The 17,346-nt window shown below is 54.7% G+C and carries 14 protein-coding genes, 1 tRNA gene and 2 pseudogenes; 7 read left to right on the forward strand and 10 right to left on the reverse strand.

Going from position 1 to position 17,346, the window contains the following annotated elements:
- Position 1 precedes the first annotated feature (1 nt).
- Complete coding sequence (locus tag PAECUDRAFT_RS14220; protein ID WP_006038795.1) at positions 2-640, forward strand: NUDIX hydrolase; 639 nt, start codon at positions 2-4, stop codon at positions 638-640.
- A 62-nt stretch (positions 641-702) separates the two neighbouring features.
- Here PAECUDRAFT_RS14220 and PAECUDRAFT_RS14225 read toward each other — a convergent pair whose 3' ends face one another.
- From PAECUDRAFT_RS14225 to PAECUDRAFT_RS26735, 9 genes and pseudogenes are all read right to left on the reverse strand, one after another.
- Complete coding sequence (locus PAECUDRAFT_RS14225) at positions 703-1,224, reverse strand: hypothetical protein (RefSeq protein WP_006038796.1); 522 nt, start codon at positions 1,222-1,224, stop codon at positions 703-705.
- 134 nt (positions 1,225-1,358) lie between these two features.
- Positions 1,359-1,793, reverse strand: coding sequence for a hypothetical protein (locus PAECUDRAFT_RS25690; protein WP_006038797.1), 435 nt, complete (start codon positions 1,791-1,793; stop codon positions 1,359-1,361).
- A gap of 253 nt (positions 1,794-2,046) precedes the next feature.
- Positions 2,047-3,606 carry an MDR family MFS transporter gene (locus PAECUDRAFT_RS14235; protein WP_006038798.1) on the reverse strand — a complete coding sequence of 520 codons (1,560 nt, stop codon included), beginning with the start codon at positions 3,604-3,606 and terminating at the stop codon, positions 2,047-2,049.
- Between the two features lie 21 nt (positions 3,607-3,627).
- A complete protein-coding gene (locus tag PAECUDRAFT_RS14240) occupies positions 3,628-4,299 on the reverse strand; it encodes a hypothetical protein (protein WP_006038799.1) in 672 nt (223 codons plus the stop codon).
- A 19-nt stretch (positions 4,300-4,318) separates the two neighbouring features.
- A complete protein-coding gene (locus PAECUDRAFT_RS14245) occupies positions 4,319-5,035 on the reverse strand; it encodes a hypothetical protein (protein WP_144266542.1) in 717 nt (238 codons plus the stop codon).
- Positions 5,036-5,041: 6 nt separating this feature from the next.
- Entirely contained in the window at positions 5,042-5,683 is a 642-nt protein-coding gene (locus PAECUDRAFT_RS14250) for a DUF4004 family protein (protein ID WP_006038801.1), read from the reverse strand.
- Between the two features lie 482 nt (positions 5,684-6,165).
- A tRNA-Thr gene (locus tag PAECUDRAFT_RS14255) sits at positions 6,166-6,241 on the reverse strand.
- Between the two features lie 139 nt (positions 6,242-6,380).
- Positions 6,381-6,683, reverse strand: a pseudogene (locus tag PAECUDRAFT_RS26730) (ATP-binding protein); the annotation flags it as partial.
- Between the two features lie 519 nt (positions 6,684-7,202).
- A pseudogene (locus PAECUDRAFT_RS26735) lies at positions 7,203-8,093 on the reverse strand (histidine kinase dimerization/phospho-acceptor domain-containing protein); the annotation flags it as partial.
- Positions 8,094-8,199: 106 nt separating this feature from the next.
- On the opposite strand from PAECUDRAFT_RS26735, the gene PAECUDRAFT_RS14265 reads away from it, so the two are divergent.
- The 4 genes from PAECUDRAFT_RS14265 to PAECUDRAFT_RS14280 all read left to right on the forward strand — a co-directional run bounded on the left by PAECUDRAFT_RS14265 (position 8,200) and on the right by PAECUDRAFT_RS14280 (position 13,285).
- A complete protein-coding gene (locus PAECUDRAFT_RS14265; RefSeq protein WP_006038804.1) occupies positions 8,200-8,577 on the forward strand; it encodes a hypothetical protein in 378 nt (125 codons plus the stop codon).
- A 166-nt stretch (positions 8,578-8,743) separates the two neighbouring features.
- The gene (locus PAECUDRAFT_RS14270; protein ID WP_006038805.1) at positions 8,744-9,376 is read left to right on the forward strand and encodes a C40 family peptidase; all 633 of its coding nucleotides are present in this window, start codon (positions 8,744-8,746) and stop codon (positions 9,374-9,376) included.
- Positions 9,377-9,426: 50 nt separating this feature from the next.
- Positions 9,427-12,639, forward strand: a complete 3,213-nt coding sequence (locus PAECUDRAFT_RS14275) for an ATP-binding protein (protein WP_233516766.1) — start codon at positions 9,427-9,429, stop codon at positions 12,637-12,639.
- The gene (locus tag PAECUDRAFT_RS14280; protein WP_407636294.1) at positions 12,623-13,285 is read left to right on the forward strand and encodes a response regulator; all 663 of its coding nucleotides are present in this window, start codon (positions 12,623-12,625) and stop codon (positions 13,283-13,285) included. The genes PAECUDRAFT_RS14275 and PAECUDRAFT_RS14280 overlap by 17 nt, the downstream gene beginning before the upstream one ends.
- Before the next feature lie 748 nt (positions 13,286-14,033).
- Here the strand turns inward: PAECUDRAFT_RS14280 and PAECUDRAFT_RS25310 are convergent.
- Positions 14,034-14,249, reverse strand: a complete 216-nt coding sequence (locus PAECUDRAFT_RS25310) for a hypothetical protein (RefSeq protein ID WP_006038809.1) — start codon at positions 14,247-14,249, stop codon at positions 14,034-14,036.
- A 110-nt stretch (positions 14,250-14,359) separates the two neighbouring features.
- Between PAECUDRAFT_RS25310 and PAECUDRAFT_RS14290 the strand changes: the two genes are divergently transcribed.
- Together PAECUDRAFT_RS14290 and PAECUDRAFT_RS14295 are read left to right on the forward strand one after the other, a co-directional pair.
- Complete coding sequence (locus tag PAECUDRAFT_RS14290) at positions 14,360-15,805, forward strand: hypothetical protein (protein ID WP_006038810.1); 1,446 nt, start codon at positions 14,360-14,362, stop codon at positions 15,803-15,805.
- Between the two features lie 29 nt (positions 15,806-15,834).
- On the forward strand, positions 15,835-17,277 hold the full coding sequence (locus PAECUDRAFT_RS14295; protein ID WP_006038811.1) for a hypothetical protein: 1,443 nt from the start codon (positions 15,835-15,837) through the stop codon (positions 17,275-17,277).
- The last annotated feature ends 69 nt before the right edge of the window (positions 17,278-17,346 follow it).

The raw sequence follows: 17,346 nt of genomic DNA on the forward strand, positions 1-17,346 counted from the left end.
GATGGCAGAAGAATGGTTCGATATCTATGACGAGGACATGCGGCCGCTCGGACAAGCCACCCGCGCCCAGACGCATGCGCTTGGGCACTGGCATCAAACCTTCCACTGCTGGCTGACCCGCCGCCAGGGCGGCGACCGTTTCGTACGCTTCCAGCTGCGCCAGCTTACGAAGGACACGAATCCCGGCCATTACGACATTACGGCAGCCGGGCATCTAGCGGCGGGAGAGACGCTTGCACATGCTGTGCGCGAGCTCGAAGAAGAGCTCGGCATTGCCGTCCCCTTCGCCTCCCTTCATCCGCTGATGCAGTGGCGCGAGCAGGCGGAGGGCGAGGTGAATGGCCGTCCGTTCATCGACAGGGAGCTTAGCCACGTGTTCGGACTTGTATGCGACTTGCCGCTGACCTCGTTCAAGCTGCAGGCAGAGGAAGTATCCGGCATCTATGAGGCGAAGCTGGAGGCGATGATCGATTTATTCGAGGGACGGCTGCCGGAGATCGCGGCGGCTGGCGCTGAGCTTGATGCAGAAGGCCAGCTTATGCCGACAGTTCGATCCGTTACGGCTGCGCAATTCGTACCGCGCGATCCGCGCTATTACATCGATATTTTCCGAATGCTTCAATCCCTCACTTCATCATGACGCCCAATAAGCCAGGCAGGCGCTCCCTTGTGGAAGCACTTGTCTGGCTTATTGCTATTAGGTCATCTGGACCGTTCATCCTTCTTGAGAAAAGGACGCCGTCCCGCCCCGCGCTGTCCTGTCGCCGCCTCCCAGTTCGCATACCATTGGTCGATTAAGCCATGAATGCTGTAAAACACCGTATTCCGAGGCGCTAGGTCAAAATCATTGATGTCAGGCTCGCGATAAACTCTTGCCGCTGTCTCGTGGATACAGCCGTGAAGCTGGCTCGACTCCATAAACCGCCCCAGCTCATCCAGCGTCGCGAACGACTGCGGCTGCGATGCAATGCGGAATTCGGCGGAGCGGTTATAGCAAGGCGCATTGCGAATCGCTTCCGGCACTTGCTCCCAAGGCGCAACAAACCGGTTATCATAGCCCTGCTGCCCATACCAATTCAACGCCTTGCGAATGAACTGGCGATGAAACCGAAGAAACCGCTCCCCCCATCCGAAAGGAACGAAGTTGCTTTGCACATGATTCGTATGATGCCAGATGCGATGCTCCTCCAGCAGCTGCGGCGGGAAATTCGGTATCGTTGGCATAAGTCACCCCTGCGTTGGCCTATAGTCGTTTGCGGTAGCATATGCAGCGGGTACCTCTGCTGTTCCGCGCCAAATGGAAAACGGCCCCCAGCGGGAGCCGTCGATCCATGCCGATTAGGCCGAAGAATGAACGATTAGCAGCGGTTTTTCACTTTGCTGATACAAATATCGAACGTCACTTTTACTTCATTCCACTTGCCGAATTGACAGCATACGCGAACGCAATCCGAATCGTACGTACAGAAGAATGCAACCACTTTGCAGTCACAACCGCAATGCTTCAGTATGCGCTCTACCTGACGACCGTTGCGATCACGAATAGCCATTGCCAGCTCGTTAGCGACCCATCTGTTTTTCAGTTGACCAAAAATGCAGCTAATTTCGTCTCCAGCTTCTTGAATGGCATCGACGGCAGGGTCTTCTTTGTGGCCGCAGCTCCGGTTGCCGCTGCTGCTGCGATTGCCGCTTGAGTGATCACAGCCGCAAGAAGAAGAAGTGCGCGTATTGCGCTTGGCCACGCTCATCACCCGTACTCGATTGATGCGAATTCCAGCTGTTTTGAAAGTCATTCATCATTCCTCCCTTCTGACATGCTCACCATAAGATATGACGGGGCAGCCAAAAGGTATGGACAAGAAGTAACCGTCATCCGTATATTCTCGGACATGCATCGCTAAAGGGCATACAAGCTCGCCATGTCAATTGCCGACGCGTACAAATGGCGAAAGGGACAACCAGCCCTAATGGCGGATTGTCCCTTATCGTTCTTTTCCATGCCAGGCTTAATGCTGATGCCTTCTTCTTCTACTGCTACTGCTACCGCTACCGCTTCTGTGAGCTGACCGACGCTTCCTGCTGCGCCTTGCCTGCTTGACCTCGGCTTGGAATGATCAGCCGGTCATTGCCCATGAAGAACACAGCAACCAACGAGAGTCCCGCCGGGATGATCGCCCAGAGGAACATCGTCGAGATCGACGAGGACAGCGCATCGACGATTTTGTCCATTACATCAGTCGGTATCTGTGCCCGGTTCTCGGGCGAAAGCAATTGGCGCACATCCCCGAACTGGTCAGTCCCTGCCCTCGGCGCCCCGCCGCCGCTGAATACGGAGCTGAGGTCATCCTTTAACAGATTACGCTGCAGAATGCCAAACACCGTCAGGCCAACGGTCATCCCGAGCGAACGAAGGAACGCCATCGTCGAGTTGGCGGAGCCGCGCTGCCGCACATCAAAGTGGTGAATCGCCGACATGCCGAGCACGGAGAACGAGAAGCCGACGCCAAGGCCTGCAATGATCAAGTAGATGGTAAGCAGGAAGCTCGGCGTGTCGGGCGTAATCGTCCCCAGCAGCAGCGTACCGATGATGAAGATAACCGCCGAGAAGAGCATCACGTTCCGGTAAGAGGTTCGGCCTACCGACATGCCGCCTAGCTGTGCCGCAACGACCGAGCCGAGCGTCATCGGCAGCAGGAAAAGCCCCGATTGCGTTGCGGTTCCACCCGTCACGCCTTGAATGTAGATCGGAATGTACATGGCGAACGTAATGAACCCCGCGCCATACAAGAGCCCGATAACCGTGCTTGCAGCGAACAGCCGCTTGCGGAACATATCGTACGAGATGATCGGCTCCTTGGCTTTCGTCTCCACGTAGAGGAAGACCGCCATCAATGCAGCCGAGATCGAGAATAAGCCAATGATGGCTGTCGAATCCCATGCGTATTCTTGCCCGCCCAGCTCCAGCGCGAACATGAGGCAGACGATCGATCCGACAAGCGTCGTCGCGCCCCACCAATCAATCTGCTGCTTGGAATGCTCCATTGACTCGCGATAGAACAGGTACACCAGCGCCAGTGCGATAAGGCCGAGCGGCAGGTTGATGTAGAAAATCCAGCGCCAGTGAATATGATCGGTCAAATAAGCGCCAAGCAGCGGTCCGAACAGGCTCGACGTGCCGAATACAGCGCCGAACAAGCCCCCCATTTTCCCCCGCTTCTCCGGCGGAAACACGTCGAATACGATCGTGAAGGCGATCGGCACGAGCGCACCGCCGCCAATGCCTTGAATCGCGCGATAAATGCTCAGCTCGACGATGCTGTGCGCAGTGCCGCATAAGATCGAGCCTAACAGGAACAAGCCGATTCCGAGCATGAAGAAGCGTTTGCGCCCATACATATCCGACAGCTTGCCGAAAATCGGCATCGCCGCCATCTCCGTTACTAAATACGCGGAGGTTACCCATACGAATTTCTCCATACCGCCTAAATCCGATACGATTGTTGCCATCGCCGTAGCGACGATCGTATTGTCAATCGCCGCGACGAAAATGCCGAGCAGCAAGCCTGCTACGACAAATCCGAGCCGATTGCTTTGCGTAGCTAACATTTGCAAAAATCCCTCCCTGATCTACAACTGAATTTCTGAATGAACGACCGCTTGTCGAGCAACATGGAGCGACTGCGTATATTCGACGCGGCCGATCTGGCATCCTGCTCCTAGATGAATGCGATTGCCTCTTACGACGTCAGCACGGGTATGCTCCAAATAGATTTCATCGCCTTCGATCGTCGATACGATTAATTCGGTATGCTTCTGCGGCGCAATCCACCCCTTGATCGTCGACCAACGGCTCCGCCTAATGTCAATGCGGCCGCCTCCGATCTCCTTCACGTAGCTGGGGCCATAAAGGCGCAGCTCTAGCCGTTCGGCATTCAGTAATCCTTTGAGCTCGACTGCCCCCTTCACTGAAATGGTCTCCGCCTCTACGCTCTGGCTTGCTGCCAGCTGCCCCATTAAGCTAATGGTTCGTCCGCGAATATGTCCGCCAACCGTCAATTGTCCCATTCCTTTGAGCTCGCCGCCGCTCCAATCGTCATTCACCGTCACTTCGCCTTGCAGCTTAAAATAACCCGCCCGAACCGGCCCCAAGACGATACAGGTGCCCATGCAGGTGAACGTTTCGCAATCGAGCGCGCCCAGCACCTCGCACTCGCCGATTATTTTCACTTTGTTATACGCGCCGCTAGCAATCGATCCGCTTCCCGTAACGCTCATATTGCTTGGATAAGTATGCTCCATTCCCTTGATCCCCCTTCCACTAAGCTTGTTTGCGTTCCTTCACGATAGCCGTCTCATGAACGGTTAACGTATTCGTATATTCCACCCGATCGATGCGGCAGCCAGCGCCGATGGCAACATCGCGCCCGCGTACGACTTGCGCACGCACGTGTTCCAGCGTAAGCTCATCGCCTTCAATCGTTTCCGCCACAAGCTCGGTCCGCAAAGCAGGGACGACCCAGCCGATCAGCCGCTTCCAACCGCCGTGCGCAGCCCGTACGCGAATGATCGAGCCGCCGATCTCCTTAGCCGCGCAGCGGGTCTGCATATCGAGTTCAACAGTATCGGCGTTGAGCATCCCTTCCATCGAAAACCCGCCATACATCGCAAACCGCTCGCCCACGCAATCGCCTGTCAGCTTCAGCAAGCCGTTAATCGCGAACGTTTCGCTTCTGAACATGCCATGGACGCTAAGCTTCCCTTCCGCCTCGACCTTGTGCGCCTTAATGCCGCTTTGGCTTCTGAACACGCCGTGGACCTCGAAGAAATTCGCCTGGATCCCTCCATTGACGCGACCAACCCCATCAAGCTTGAACTGCTCGCAGACCAGATTGCCGTTAATGGTCGAAATCCCTTCCATAGTGACACGGCGAAAGCGTCCGCCCCCGGACTTGCCTGTGCCTTGCAGGCTCAAATCTCTTAAGCCCGCTTCCACCGTTTCTACGCCGATCATATCGCTCCCCTGCCTTCCGTTCATCTTGACTTACGCTTCAAAGCTATACAGCTTCATCTTGAATGACTCCATCAATTCGCCAAGCGAAAGTCTGACTGAAACCGTTGCCTGCTCATCCGTATACAGCTCGCCAAAGCCGCACTGCAGCATAAACAGGCTCAGGCCTTGGGCGCCTAGCATAATCAGCTCGCTCTGCTTCCCCTCCACCTGCGGATAATGCTCCTGCAGAAGCCTAAGCAGCCTGCGTCCATCGGCATCCGACAGCGCGCTGGAGGTTGATGCGCCTAGCTGATCCAGCACATACAAATAAAACGCTAGATCGAAGGACAGCGCCCCCTCCTGAAGGAACGGTCCAGCGTAACGAGCCAAGAGATCAGCAGAAACGATGGACCGGCTCCGAAGCTCCTCTTCCCGGATCCGAATATCCGCCTGAAGCGGAGATAAGCGATCCGCCAACTGGTCCAGCGACAGATCCTCTTTGAACTGCACGATATGGTCGATGCGGCTGAGCACCAGCTGGCGCGGGAAAAACGTCTCCTGCCCTGTGAATGTAGCTTTGCGAATAAACCATTCCTCGGGAATGAGCTGCTTTCGCTTCCACCTGTATAATTGACCATATGAGATTCCCGTGCGCTCAAGCAGCTCTTTTTTTGAAATCAGCTCCTGCTCCATGAGTCACCCTCATTTCCTTGCCATGCACACAGCAAAGCGATGTAACATAACACTGTTACGCTAAGTATACGCAAACCGAATAAGCCGCTACAGCGGCGGAGGAACGAAAGCGGCTCGGTCTGAAGACCGAGCCGACGTTTTGTCCGAGACTGGGGGCAATCCTCGTTGCAATGTGTGCAATGAGGACCGTCCCATGCCTCGCAATTAGAGCTCCTCATTGCAAACCATACAATGGAAACCTGTAAGAACACGCATTTTCCTGCACAACTTTCTGCCGGCACTCCCTCCCGTTGTAAGAATTACAATGGGAGACGGCGCAGCCACCCCTCTCAAACTTTGTCATTGCACAGAATGCAACGACACTGCTCGCATTCGTTCTCCACATAAACGGGCCTCCTACTAGCTGCCTGTTGCACGTTCAATTTAGTATGATAAATGCAAAAAACGCGGTTCCCAATGGGACCGCGTCTACGATTTAAAAGTGGTGCTGATGAAGGGATTCGAACCCCCGACCTACGCATTACGAATGCGTTGCTCTACCAGCTGAGCTACATCAGCGTGCTTGTCGTTTCGACGAGTTTGTCTCATCGGCGACTTTTATAATATACCTCGCACGAATTTGAAAGTCAACAGGTTTTCGCAAAAAACCAAATTAGCTTTCGCTCGATTCCGACGGCTCAGGCGGCTCGGATTTGAGCGGCAGGCGCAGCGTAAAAATGCTTCCCTTGCCCTTCTCGCTACGCAGCGCCAATGATCCTCCAAGCAGCCTCGCCAGCTGCAGACTGATCGATAGGCCTAGCCCGGTTCCGCCATATTTGCGATTAATGGCACCGTCCTCCTGCTGGAACGCCTCGAAAATCAGCTGCTGCTTCTCATCATCGATGCCGATGCCTGTATCCTCGACCGCAAGCGTCAGCCATTGCTCCATGACAGCCTCCTGCTTGCGCGGCAGCCTTCTGGACAGCTCGCCCTGCTCAGCGGATAGCGCTTCGATCGACTTCGTCGCCATTAGAACCCCTGCAGCTTCCATCGGCTGAGAGCCTGCCACCACGGGCAATGCAACCCCCGCATCTGGCGCATCCGTTCGCTTCTGCCCCGTGCGGGCAAGCCCGGTCGTCGGAAACGCCGCGAACACGGTTTTGCGAATACGGTTCGTCGTCGACTCGCCATTGCGGGCCGCTACCCCGCCTCCGGTCCCCGTACGCCCGCGGTAAAGCACGCTCGTCCAATCGCGAAGTCGCCGCTTTCCTGTCGTATTCTCGGGCGCCAGTTCAACGCCGACATGGAGGGTGACAGAGCCGCTCTCCGTAAACTTGAATGCGTTGAACAGCAGGTTCCGCATAATCTGATTCACCCGCAGCGCATCGGTATAGAGCGTATCCGGCACGTCCTCCGCGTATTCCACCAAAAACTCGACGGACTTCTGGTCCGCCATCGGCTGGAACATCGCCTGCATCATTTGGACGAGATCCAGCGGCGAGATCGGCTCGATGACGATGTCCATTTTGCCCGCCTCGACCTTCGAAAGGTCAAGAATATCGTTGATAAGCTGCAGCAAATCGTTGCCTGCCGAATGAATGATTTCGCCGTAGCGCACCTCATCCATGCCGTAGCGTTCATCGTCGTTATCCCGGATCAGCTGGGAGATGAGAAGGATGCTGTTCAGCGGCGTCTTCAGCTCATGCGACATGTTGGCCAGAAACTCGGACTTATACTTGGAGGCCAGCATCAGCTGACGCGCCTTCTCTTCCAAATCGCGCTTCGCTTCGCGAAGCTCCTTGGTCTGCCGCCGCAAAATAATATTCATGCCGCGCAGCTCGCCGATCCGCAGCTGCTCCTTGTGGAAGTCGCGAATCATAAAGACGAAAAACCCGCTCAGCAGCGTCGCTAACGGCAGCGTAATCGGCGCAACCTCCAGCCAATACACGTCGAATGGAATGACGCCCATAATGGCGATATCAAGCGCATTAAGCACGTTGATCCCAACGACAGCCAAGCATGCTTTCCAGAAAAACCGCCATTCCACACGCTGCAGATACCAATTAATGAGCGCCGCGAACACGCCGAGCATCGCCATATTCATACAGCCTGCCCAAGACGCGTCGTTCACGCCATAAAATAATCGTCCGGCCCCTATGCCTGCGCCAATCAGGAGAAACGCGCCCGGCCGAGCGAAGACGAGAATCGCCATAATGAGCGGTACGAACCGCAGATCGAACAGCTGCGTGTCGCCGACGCGCAAGCCGAACAGCATCGTCACCCAGCCCGCCAGGACGAACACGAGCATCGAGATCGCATATTTGAGCCGCTCCGATACGTTCGGGAACAAATATTTGTAGCCGATATTGAACAGGTAAGCGATCGTAATAAGGACGCTCAGGTTAATGAAAAACACTTTTGAAAATGCCATTCAAATCCCCCTCTAGTCCTTATTGTACACGATCAAGCGAATCGAATCACCGCCGGGCGATCGCCCGCATACGATAGGGCAACAGCATACGGGGAGGAGATCGCCCATGGAAAAGCTAGATAAGCACGATAAACATATGAAAATCGAGAAGGTCGAAAAAGTCGATAAATACGAGAAACTGGAAGCGCCCCATAAGCAAGTAGCCATTCACGATCACCAGAAGGTCATCTACAAGGCAGATGCGAACCACGCCAAGCACGTACGAGACATTCGGAGCAAACTCAATCCCGTCTGCGGCAGCTATATGCATCGTCACGTTTGCGTTGAGACGGTCGACGGCCACAAGTATACAGGCGTCATCGTACACGTCGACGAGCGCTGCCTTTATCTGCAATGCGCTTGGCAGGATCCGCGCGGATTCATGCCCTTCAATGCCGTGCTGCCGCTCGTTCTGTTCGAGCTGCTCGTTATCGCGCTGCTGTGAGCGAATGGCGGAATCCTTCATAAAGAAGAGGCTGAATCCGAAGAATCGGATTCGGCCTTTTTTATGTAATGCTGCACGCAACATGATGTCTTGACAGACCCTTCTATTTCATCCAGTATCATTAATGACAAAATAGGTTTTAACACGAATTCATGGAGGGGTACCAATGTCGCCAAAGACGGTAACATTCGAAGAATTGAAAGGCGAGCTTCAAACTGGAGATATCTTTTTTGCAAGCGGTATCGGGGCAGGCAGCCAGCGAATCGAGAAGCTGGAGCATTGCGAATGGTCCCATGTCGCCATGATCGTACGCACGCCGGACGATCAGCTGCTGCTGTGGGAATCCACGTCGCTCGACAATCTGGAGGATGTGCGCTTCCATGACCAAAAGCCCGGCCCGCAGCTGGTGCGCCTCGTTGATCGGCTCTCGACAGACGTCAGCTGCAAATACGATGGGAAGTTTGCGATCCGCCGCTTGAACGTCGATCGAACGCCTCAGATGCTGGAGAAGCTCAATTCGTTCATGGAACAGGTTTATGAAGCGACGTTCCCAAGCCATCTTCACATGTATCTCGAGGTGCTGGAAGGCAAGCTAGGCATCCGCACATCGTTCCAAGATTTTTTCTGCAGCAAGCTGCTAGCCGAAACCTATATTCAGCTTGGCCTGCTGCCCGATCATCCGGTTGCGAACAGCTACGAGCCGGCCAGCTTCACATCAAGCCATCACCTCCCGCTTCTGCTGCATGCGACGCTGGATGATGAAGTGCTCATCGACATTGCTTCTATTCCGGTCTCATGATCCGTATTGTCGTTTCCTTCTTTCTCCTGTTGACCCTGGGCGTAAGCAGCTTGTCGCTTGCGCCCGGCGATGCGACAGCTGCGCAGCCGAACGATGGCTCGCCAGCCATAATTGACGGCAGTATCGATTTAGCGGATTGGGACGCTTCTGAGGATGGGCCGATTAAGCTGGATGGCCGTTGGTCCTTCTACTGGCAGCAATTGCTGACCCCATCGGACTGGAGTGGCGTCAATGTACCTTCAGGCGGCAGCTACATGCAGGTGCCAAGCTTTTGGACGAAAAGCTCGGCAAGCGCGCCCGGTCGCTCCGCCACCGGCTACGCCACTTATCGGCTGCACGTAACATCCATCCGCAATGAGGAGCTGCTTGCGATCAAATTGCGCAATATCTACTCCTCCTGCTCCGTATGGGTCAATGACAAACTCGTGTACACCGCCGGGAAGCCGGGCGTGAATGCAGCGTCAACAACCGCCCGGTACAGCCCCTCCGCCGTTATTCCGATCGATGTGAAAAACGGGACGCTTGATATTGTCATTCAAACCGCCAATTTCACTTATCCCCGAGGGGGCATCAACAATACGCTGCTGCTTGGCACCGCCGATCAGCTGATCGCATCGCGATCAAGCGAGCTCGTACAGGACTTTATCCAATTCGGAGCGCTTGGCATGATGGCGGTCTATCATCTGTTCCTGTTTGCCCTGCGGCGAAACGATCGGACGACGCTTAATTTCGCGATCTTCTGCTTATGCATGGCCGTACGCGCTTTACTGGTCAATTCGCGATATATTCTCGATGTATTCCCGGGCATGTCATTCGAGTTATTCGCGAAGCTGTCCTATCTGACCGTTTATGCCGGCTTCTATTTCTTGGTTGCCTACGTACACGAGCTGTTCCCAACCCTCTTCTCTTCGTTTGTGCGCAAAGGCTACGGGCTGTTCACGCTGCTGCTCATTGCCTCCGTGCTTGTTTTGAATGTCCAAGGCTATGACCACCTGCTGATTCCATTCGAAATTCTGACAGCTGCCGCGGTGCTTTATTCGGCTTTCATCGCCGTCCGCGCCGCCAAGCAGCGGCAATCAGGTGCCCTCCTGCTGATCGGCGGCTTCATGGTCATTTTCGCCACCGGCGTAAGCGACGCATTCATGCGCAAAGCCGGGCATTTTCCTGCGCTACTGTCAACGGGCGTTCTGCTTTTCGCATTTTTGCAATCCTTATTGCTATCGATGAAATTTTCCAAAGCATTCCGTCAGGTCGAACAGCTCTCCGAGCGGCTGCTCTCGCTGGACAAGCTGAAGGATGAGTTCCTTGCCCGCACCTCGCATGAGCTTCGCACTCCGCTGCACGGCATCATCGGGCTCACGGAATCGCTGCTGGACGGACCTGCCGGCAGTCGGCTTTCGGCTGAAGAAAACGGGCATCTCCAGCTAATACGATCCAGCGGGCAGCGGCTCGCCCATCTGGTGAACGATATTTTGGATTTCTCCAAGCTGCGGAATCGGGAAATTCAACTCCACCCCGTGACGATTAATGTCCATCAAATCGTAGAGCTCGTCCTGCACCTGCTCCGGCCACTGGCTGAAGGCAAGGGGCTTCTGCTCATTAATGAGGTGCCGCCCGCTCTGCAGGTGCGCGCAGACGAGAATCGGCTCCATCAGATGCTGCATAATCTCGTCGGCAATGCAACCAAATTCACGCTGCAAGGGCATGTCGTCATTTCCGCCCGCAAGCAAGCGCGTCAAATCACGATCAACATCAAAGACACTGGAATCGGAATCGCTCAAGAAAGCCTTGGGGTCATCTTCGAGTCATTCGAGCAGCTCGATCCGACGACGAATAGCCGCTTCGGCGGGACAGGCATCGGCCTCTCTATCACGAAGAAGCTCGTTGAGCTGCACGGCGGCCGCATATGGGCTGAATCCACGCCGGGATTAGGCTCATCCTTCTCGTTCACCCTTCCTGAGGCAAGCGAGGAAACCGATGGATTCATGGCAAGCGTAGGCTATATCGCAAGAATAAGCGCCAATACGGAGACGGCTCCTCTGGCGTCTGGTTCCCTGCAATCGTCCTTTGCCCTTCAATCGGAGCACGAAAGCCCTGATCACAACAACGACATGAAAACGGGATCCGTCGTCCCGATGGCGCAAGGCGGAGCGCTGCCGTTCGACTCGAAAAGGACGAGCGGCGAACGTCCTGCGGCGCTGATCGTGGACGACGATCCGGTCAACCTCTCCGTGCTTGCGCAATACCTTGGCAGCGGCTACGACATTCGCATGACGAGCAGCGGGCACGAGGCGATCGGCTGGATTCAAGCTGGCTTTAAGCCCGAAATCGCGCTGCTCGATGTCATGATGCCCGTCGTGTCCGGTTTCGAAATTTGCAATGAAATCCGGCAGCTGTATAACTCAGGAGAAGTGCCTGTACTATTCCTGACTGCCGTCAACCAAACAAATGACTTGCTCACCGCGTACCGCCATGGCGCTAATGATTATATGATCAAACCGATCGGCAAGCAGGAGCTGCTGGCAAGGCTTACGCTGCATCTGCAGATTGCGCGCTGGAACGCCTCACTAGAGCAGGAAATCGCAGTGAGAATGCTTGCGCTTGAGCAGACCATGGAGCAGCGTGCCCAAGTGATGTCGGATTTGTCTGTGCTGGAGGAGCGCAACCGAATAGCGCGCGACATTCACGACCACGTCGGGCATATGCTCACCGCCAGCATCGTCCAGCTGGAGGCTTCGATGACGCTATTCGATCATGAACCAACACTCGCAGCGGAACGATTAACGCTCGTTGCGGATCTGATGCGCCGCGGATTGCAGGAAATGCGCCGTTCTGTCCGCATGCTCACGGATGCGACGGAAGATACGGTTCGGCTGGAAGCCTCATTGGAGAAGTTTATCGCCGAGGCGACCCGCTATGCAGGCATCACGATTGACCATCGGATCGAGCCGCTATCCGCGCGATTGCATCCCGAGCAGGAGAAGCTCGTATACCGCGTGCTGCAGGAGGGCATCACGAATGGGATTCGCCACGGCGATAGCCGGGACTTCCAATTCGAGCTGGTTGAACGAGAGCAAGGCTTAGTCGTCAAGCTGTTCAACAGCGGGGCCCCCTATTCTTCTCCTATCCTCGGCTTTGGTTTGGCATCAATGAAGGAGGCCGCAGAGCGTTGGGGCGGACATTTTCACATTGGCGCAGTCGAAGGACAAGGCTGCCTGCTCGAAATCCTATTCCCCCTCCAAAGGAGTGATAAGCTTGCCTGACCCTAACATCGCCATTGTGATCGTAGAGGATCAGACCCTTGTGCGAGATGGAATCGAGATCATCGTCAATCTTCAGCCTGATATGCAGGTCGTCGGCACAGCGAACAATGGACAGGAAGGCTACGAGCTGGTCGGCCGCCTCCGGCCGCACATCGTCCTCATGGACATCGAAATGCCCATTATGAACGGCATCATTAGCACGCAGCGCATAAAGGCGGATTATCCCGATACTATCATTTTGCTGCTGACAACCTTCTCTGATGAGCATTACGTTGTCGAAGGGCTCGCCGGGGGCGCAAGCGGCATTCTGCTCAAAGACTTCACAGCAAACAAGCTGACAGGGGCCCTTCGCGAGGCAATGCGGGGCGAACTCCTGCTCCCTGCATCCATTGCGGCAAAGCTTGCCATGCGACTTCGCTCGGTCACGAGCCCTACCTTCGCTGGCGCAGACTTTGCCCTGACGCCGCGAGAGATCGAAATCGCCACGCTGCTCATCGCCTACAAGAACAACCGTGAAATTGCCGAGGCGTTGTTCATCACCGAAGGCACCGTCAAAAACTACATCAGCGTCATCTATGAAAAGGTCGGCATGAACGACCGCGCCAAAGTCATCGCTAGGCTTAAGGGTATGCTGGAGCATGGCTAGGTAGAAGCGGAGGGCTGGCTAGATTAGGCCGGCATGGAGTCCTCTAGCCAGCCGCTGGCTAGAGGACTCCGCTGCATAGACGCTGAGAGCCCGCCTATAAACCGCAGGCCACACAGGTTGCAACGCCTGTGTGGCTTTTTTGTGCGCCCATTGCCCTTATGGGGAAAGGCGGATATTTCTTCCCTATCCACTCATCAGGCCCTCGTTTGCTATGATAGGGAAGATCGTTATTCCCTATTCACTCACCCAGCCCTCGTTTGCCCCAATAGGGAAGATCTTTGTTCCCTATTCACTCATCCGGCCATCGTTTGCTCCAATAGGGAAGATATTTATTCCCTATTCACTCACCCAGCCCTCGTTGGCTCCGATAGGGAATATCGTTATTCCCTATTCACTCACCCAGCCCTCGTTGGCTCCAATAGGGAAGATCGTTATTCCCTATTCGCTCACCCAGCCCTCGTTGGCTCCGATAGGGAATATCGTTATTCCCTATTCACTCACCCAGCCCTCGTTGGCTCCGATAGGGAATATCGTTATTCCCTATTCACTCATCAGGCCCTCGTTTGCTCCGATAGGGAAGATTTTTGTTCCCTATTCGCTCACCGGGCACTCTTTTGCCCCGATAGGGAATATCGTTGTTCCCTATTCACTCACCCAGCACTCGTTGGCTCCAATAGGGCAGATATTTCTTCCCTATTCACTCACCCAGCCCTCGTTGGCTCCGATAGGGAATATCGTTATTCCCTATTCACTCATCCGGCCCTCGTTTGCTCCGATAGGGAAGATTTTTGCCTTTGTCCCCGGATTCAGACCGCTTAACGGTCTTACACAACCCGATGAATCCGGGGACAACAGCGATCGGAAGGAACATTCGCCCTGCGCAGTGGTCGCCCAACAGTAGCATGCCAACCGCATCCCCCAACCGCCGCACCATTACCCCAGTCATCCCCTCGTCATATGACATACTGCTTACTCCAGTCACTTATCCGCTCCCGTATAGCCGCTTATGATTGTGATGTAGCAAACAAGCAGACGACAACCCAAATACAAACCGATTTCTGAGGAGGAATTACAATGGCAAAGGTGCAAGCAACGACGGCAAATGACGGTTCCAGCGTATTCGACGTTAACACGAACGATCCCAATCAGTTGAAGTGGCAGGCAGACGCAATGATGTTCGTATCCGATCTGCAGGTGAACCAAACGCTTAAGCAGCAATGGACATCACTGCTGGCGAGCATGAAAGCGAAGCTCGACGACAGCCCTCCCCCGGCGGACGACAAAGACGCGATATACAAAGAAAAGATCAAGATCATCAATAATTTCTTGGCGCAAAAAGGGTATCAAACCGCAGCCGTCTTCGTCCTCGAGCTGACCAAAACCGACTTCTACAACGATCACCTCAAGGAAAGCGAGCCTAACGACGAGTCCGATCGTTTCGTTCAGGACATTTTGGCGAAGCCCGCCCTGCTGGCTGGCTGGCAGAAAGCGATGCAAACGGCGCATGATTCGGACTCGACTGCACCCGACCAATACTTGAAGAACAATGGCTACCGTTGCTCTGCCCAACAAGTTGCGGCTTCCTTCAAATCAATGCGCAATGTTGATCTGAAGTTCTGGACCGGCGTTTACGGCAACACGGTCATCACGACGACGGACGGCAAATCCGAGACTGGCCCGACGGTGCTCATCTACTCCAGCACGGACGGCATCTCGATCGGCAGCGATATGCTGGACAAAGAATTAAATAAAGTAACCTACGACAAGGGCGTGCTGAGCTGGACGAAGGATGATTTCACCATTAGCCATTCCGGCCAGTTAACGTTCAGCCAAGTGACGCGTGCTGCCAAAGACGATAAAGACGGCTATGTGGGCAACGAGTTTTTCGGAACGATTACGTATTATGAAAACGGAGCGGAGACGAAGAAAAATATTTTCGGCCGAATCGGCAAGCCTCCAGTAGACAACAGCGGCTCGGGCGGCGGTGATCGCAAGAAATGCCCTACGCCTCCGTCCGTGAAGCTTAGCGAAGTCGACAAAGCGATGAAATATATCGGCTACTTTATGGCGGCTGTCTTCATCGTGGACTTCATCGCCTCGGTGCCTAAACGGTTCAAAGCCATTTCCGAATTCGTTGAGAAAGTAAAATCAGCTGTCACCGACGACAAGAAATCCAATATGGAAGAGGAGCTGGATGATTCGTTCGAAATGATCGAGGTTTCCAGCGATGAGCAATCGCTCAATGAGAACGGATCATTCGATTCGAATGTCGATGGCGCGCAGCCTGAAAACTATGACAATGCGCAGGGGCTGGATGGCATCAGCGACGAGCAGCTGCCGCGTGCCGAGGATGTGCAGGCGATGGAGCAAGGACTGGATAACATCAACGAGAATGGCGAGATCGAGCAAAACGAGGACAACGTCAATGAGCAGGATGATGCCGTTCAGGACGATGACGCATACAACGGCGAGAGCGAAGGCGAGTTCGAGGGCCTGTCCGATCTATTCAAAGAAATTTAACCAACCAAACGATATAGGAGGCTACAACCATGTCTAACAATGCAGTTACGCAAGACCAAGCCGCGTTCTGGCAATTATTCGTCACAACAATCGCAGGCCAGCTGCCCGGCACTGATCCGAAAAACTTCATCTCCGCAGCAGGGGCAATCAACTCCAACCTTGCTAACGAGAACGAAGCGATTGCCTTAACCGACGCTTATAATCTCGGCAATACGATCCCGGATTGGGGCTTAACGTGGAATGGCGCGTTTAATACCCGGTTGTTCGATACGTACCAGCAATGGGTGCGCGACCTTGTGCCAGCGGGCGGCTCGGACAGCTCCTCCGGCAGCGGCACGACTGGCGGCGCTTCCGACGATCTCGATACGCAAATCGATGCGCTTCGCAGCAAAATCGCGACGCTCAGCAGCGATGTCTCCCTGATCTACCAAGGGTTTTACGAGGATTGGCTGAACGAGGTATGCGCTGAATTCGACGACTCCGGCAAAACCTGCAAGCTTTTCATGTCCACGCCGCCAGACCCGACCTGGAGCTCGTACCGGCAGGACCAGTTGACGACGGACAATTATAAAGCAAAAGTTGAAGCGCTCGAAAGCACATTCGGCTCGCTGCTCGCTGGCTTAACGACCCAGCTCAACGCCCTGCTGCTGCAAAAGTTCGGACCCGACTACCAAGAGCTTGCCGACGCATCCGAAGCGGTAGCGCTCGCTGATCCTTTCGAACCGCATACGACGGACGAACTTCAGCAAACATCGCAATTTCAGATGACGATCAAAGAAAATGATACGACCGCTTCAGTGCCGCGGTTCAAAACGAGCGAGCTGCAGAACGTTCGCAATTGGCTGCGCAAGCAGCAGGATGCCGTTGCAGCTAACGGCTCCCCGCTGTTCGCCGATAAAGCGAAGGTGCAAATTACGCTCAACGATCAGCAAGCTACGGAGAAGGACAGCTCGTGGAAATTCAGTGCGAGCGTGGGCATCCCGATCGACTGGTTCTGGCTCGGCGGCAAAACAAGCGAATCCAGCAGCAGCCAATATCAAGAAAACTATTCGTACGACATGCTAATCACGTACCAAGATATCATTACCGTTAACGTTAATCCCGGCGACTGGTACTTTGAAGGCCTGCTGCGCACCTATAAGGACTTCAACAACTGGATGCCAGGCACCAGCTTCATCGGCAAGCAAATCTGGGGACCTAACGGGCTAATGAATGTGGTGGTCAAAGGGGTCGTGCTCGGCTATGCGCCTTACATGCGCTTTACCTCCAAGGACTGGAACAACACAACGACTATGACGCAGTGGTCCGCCAGCGCCAGCTTCGGAATCGGTCCCTTCAACTTTGAGTCGGCGTCCGCTTCCGGCTCCGAATACAGCTCGTTCACGCAGCAGATCGAGAACGGCATCGAAATCCGCGACACGAGCGGCGTTCCGAAAGTTATCGGACTGATCGTAGATACGCCAAACTTCTAAAATATAAAACGCCAAGCTCCTCCTCAGAGGCGCTTGGCTTCTTTTTATAACATGCCGTAGCTATGCGGT

Source organism: Paenibacillus curdlanolyticus YK9 (genome assembly GCF_000179615.1).
In the GTDB taxonomy this organism is placed as follows: Bacteria; Bacillota; Bacilli; order Paenibacillales; family Paenibacillaceae; genus Paenibacillus_T; species Paenibacillus_T curdlanolyticus.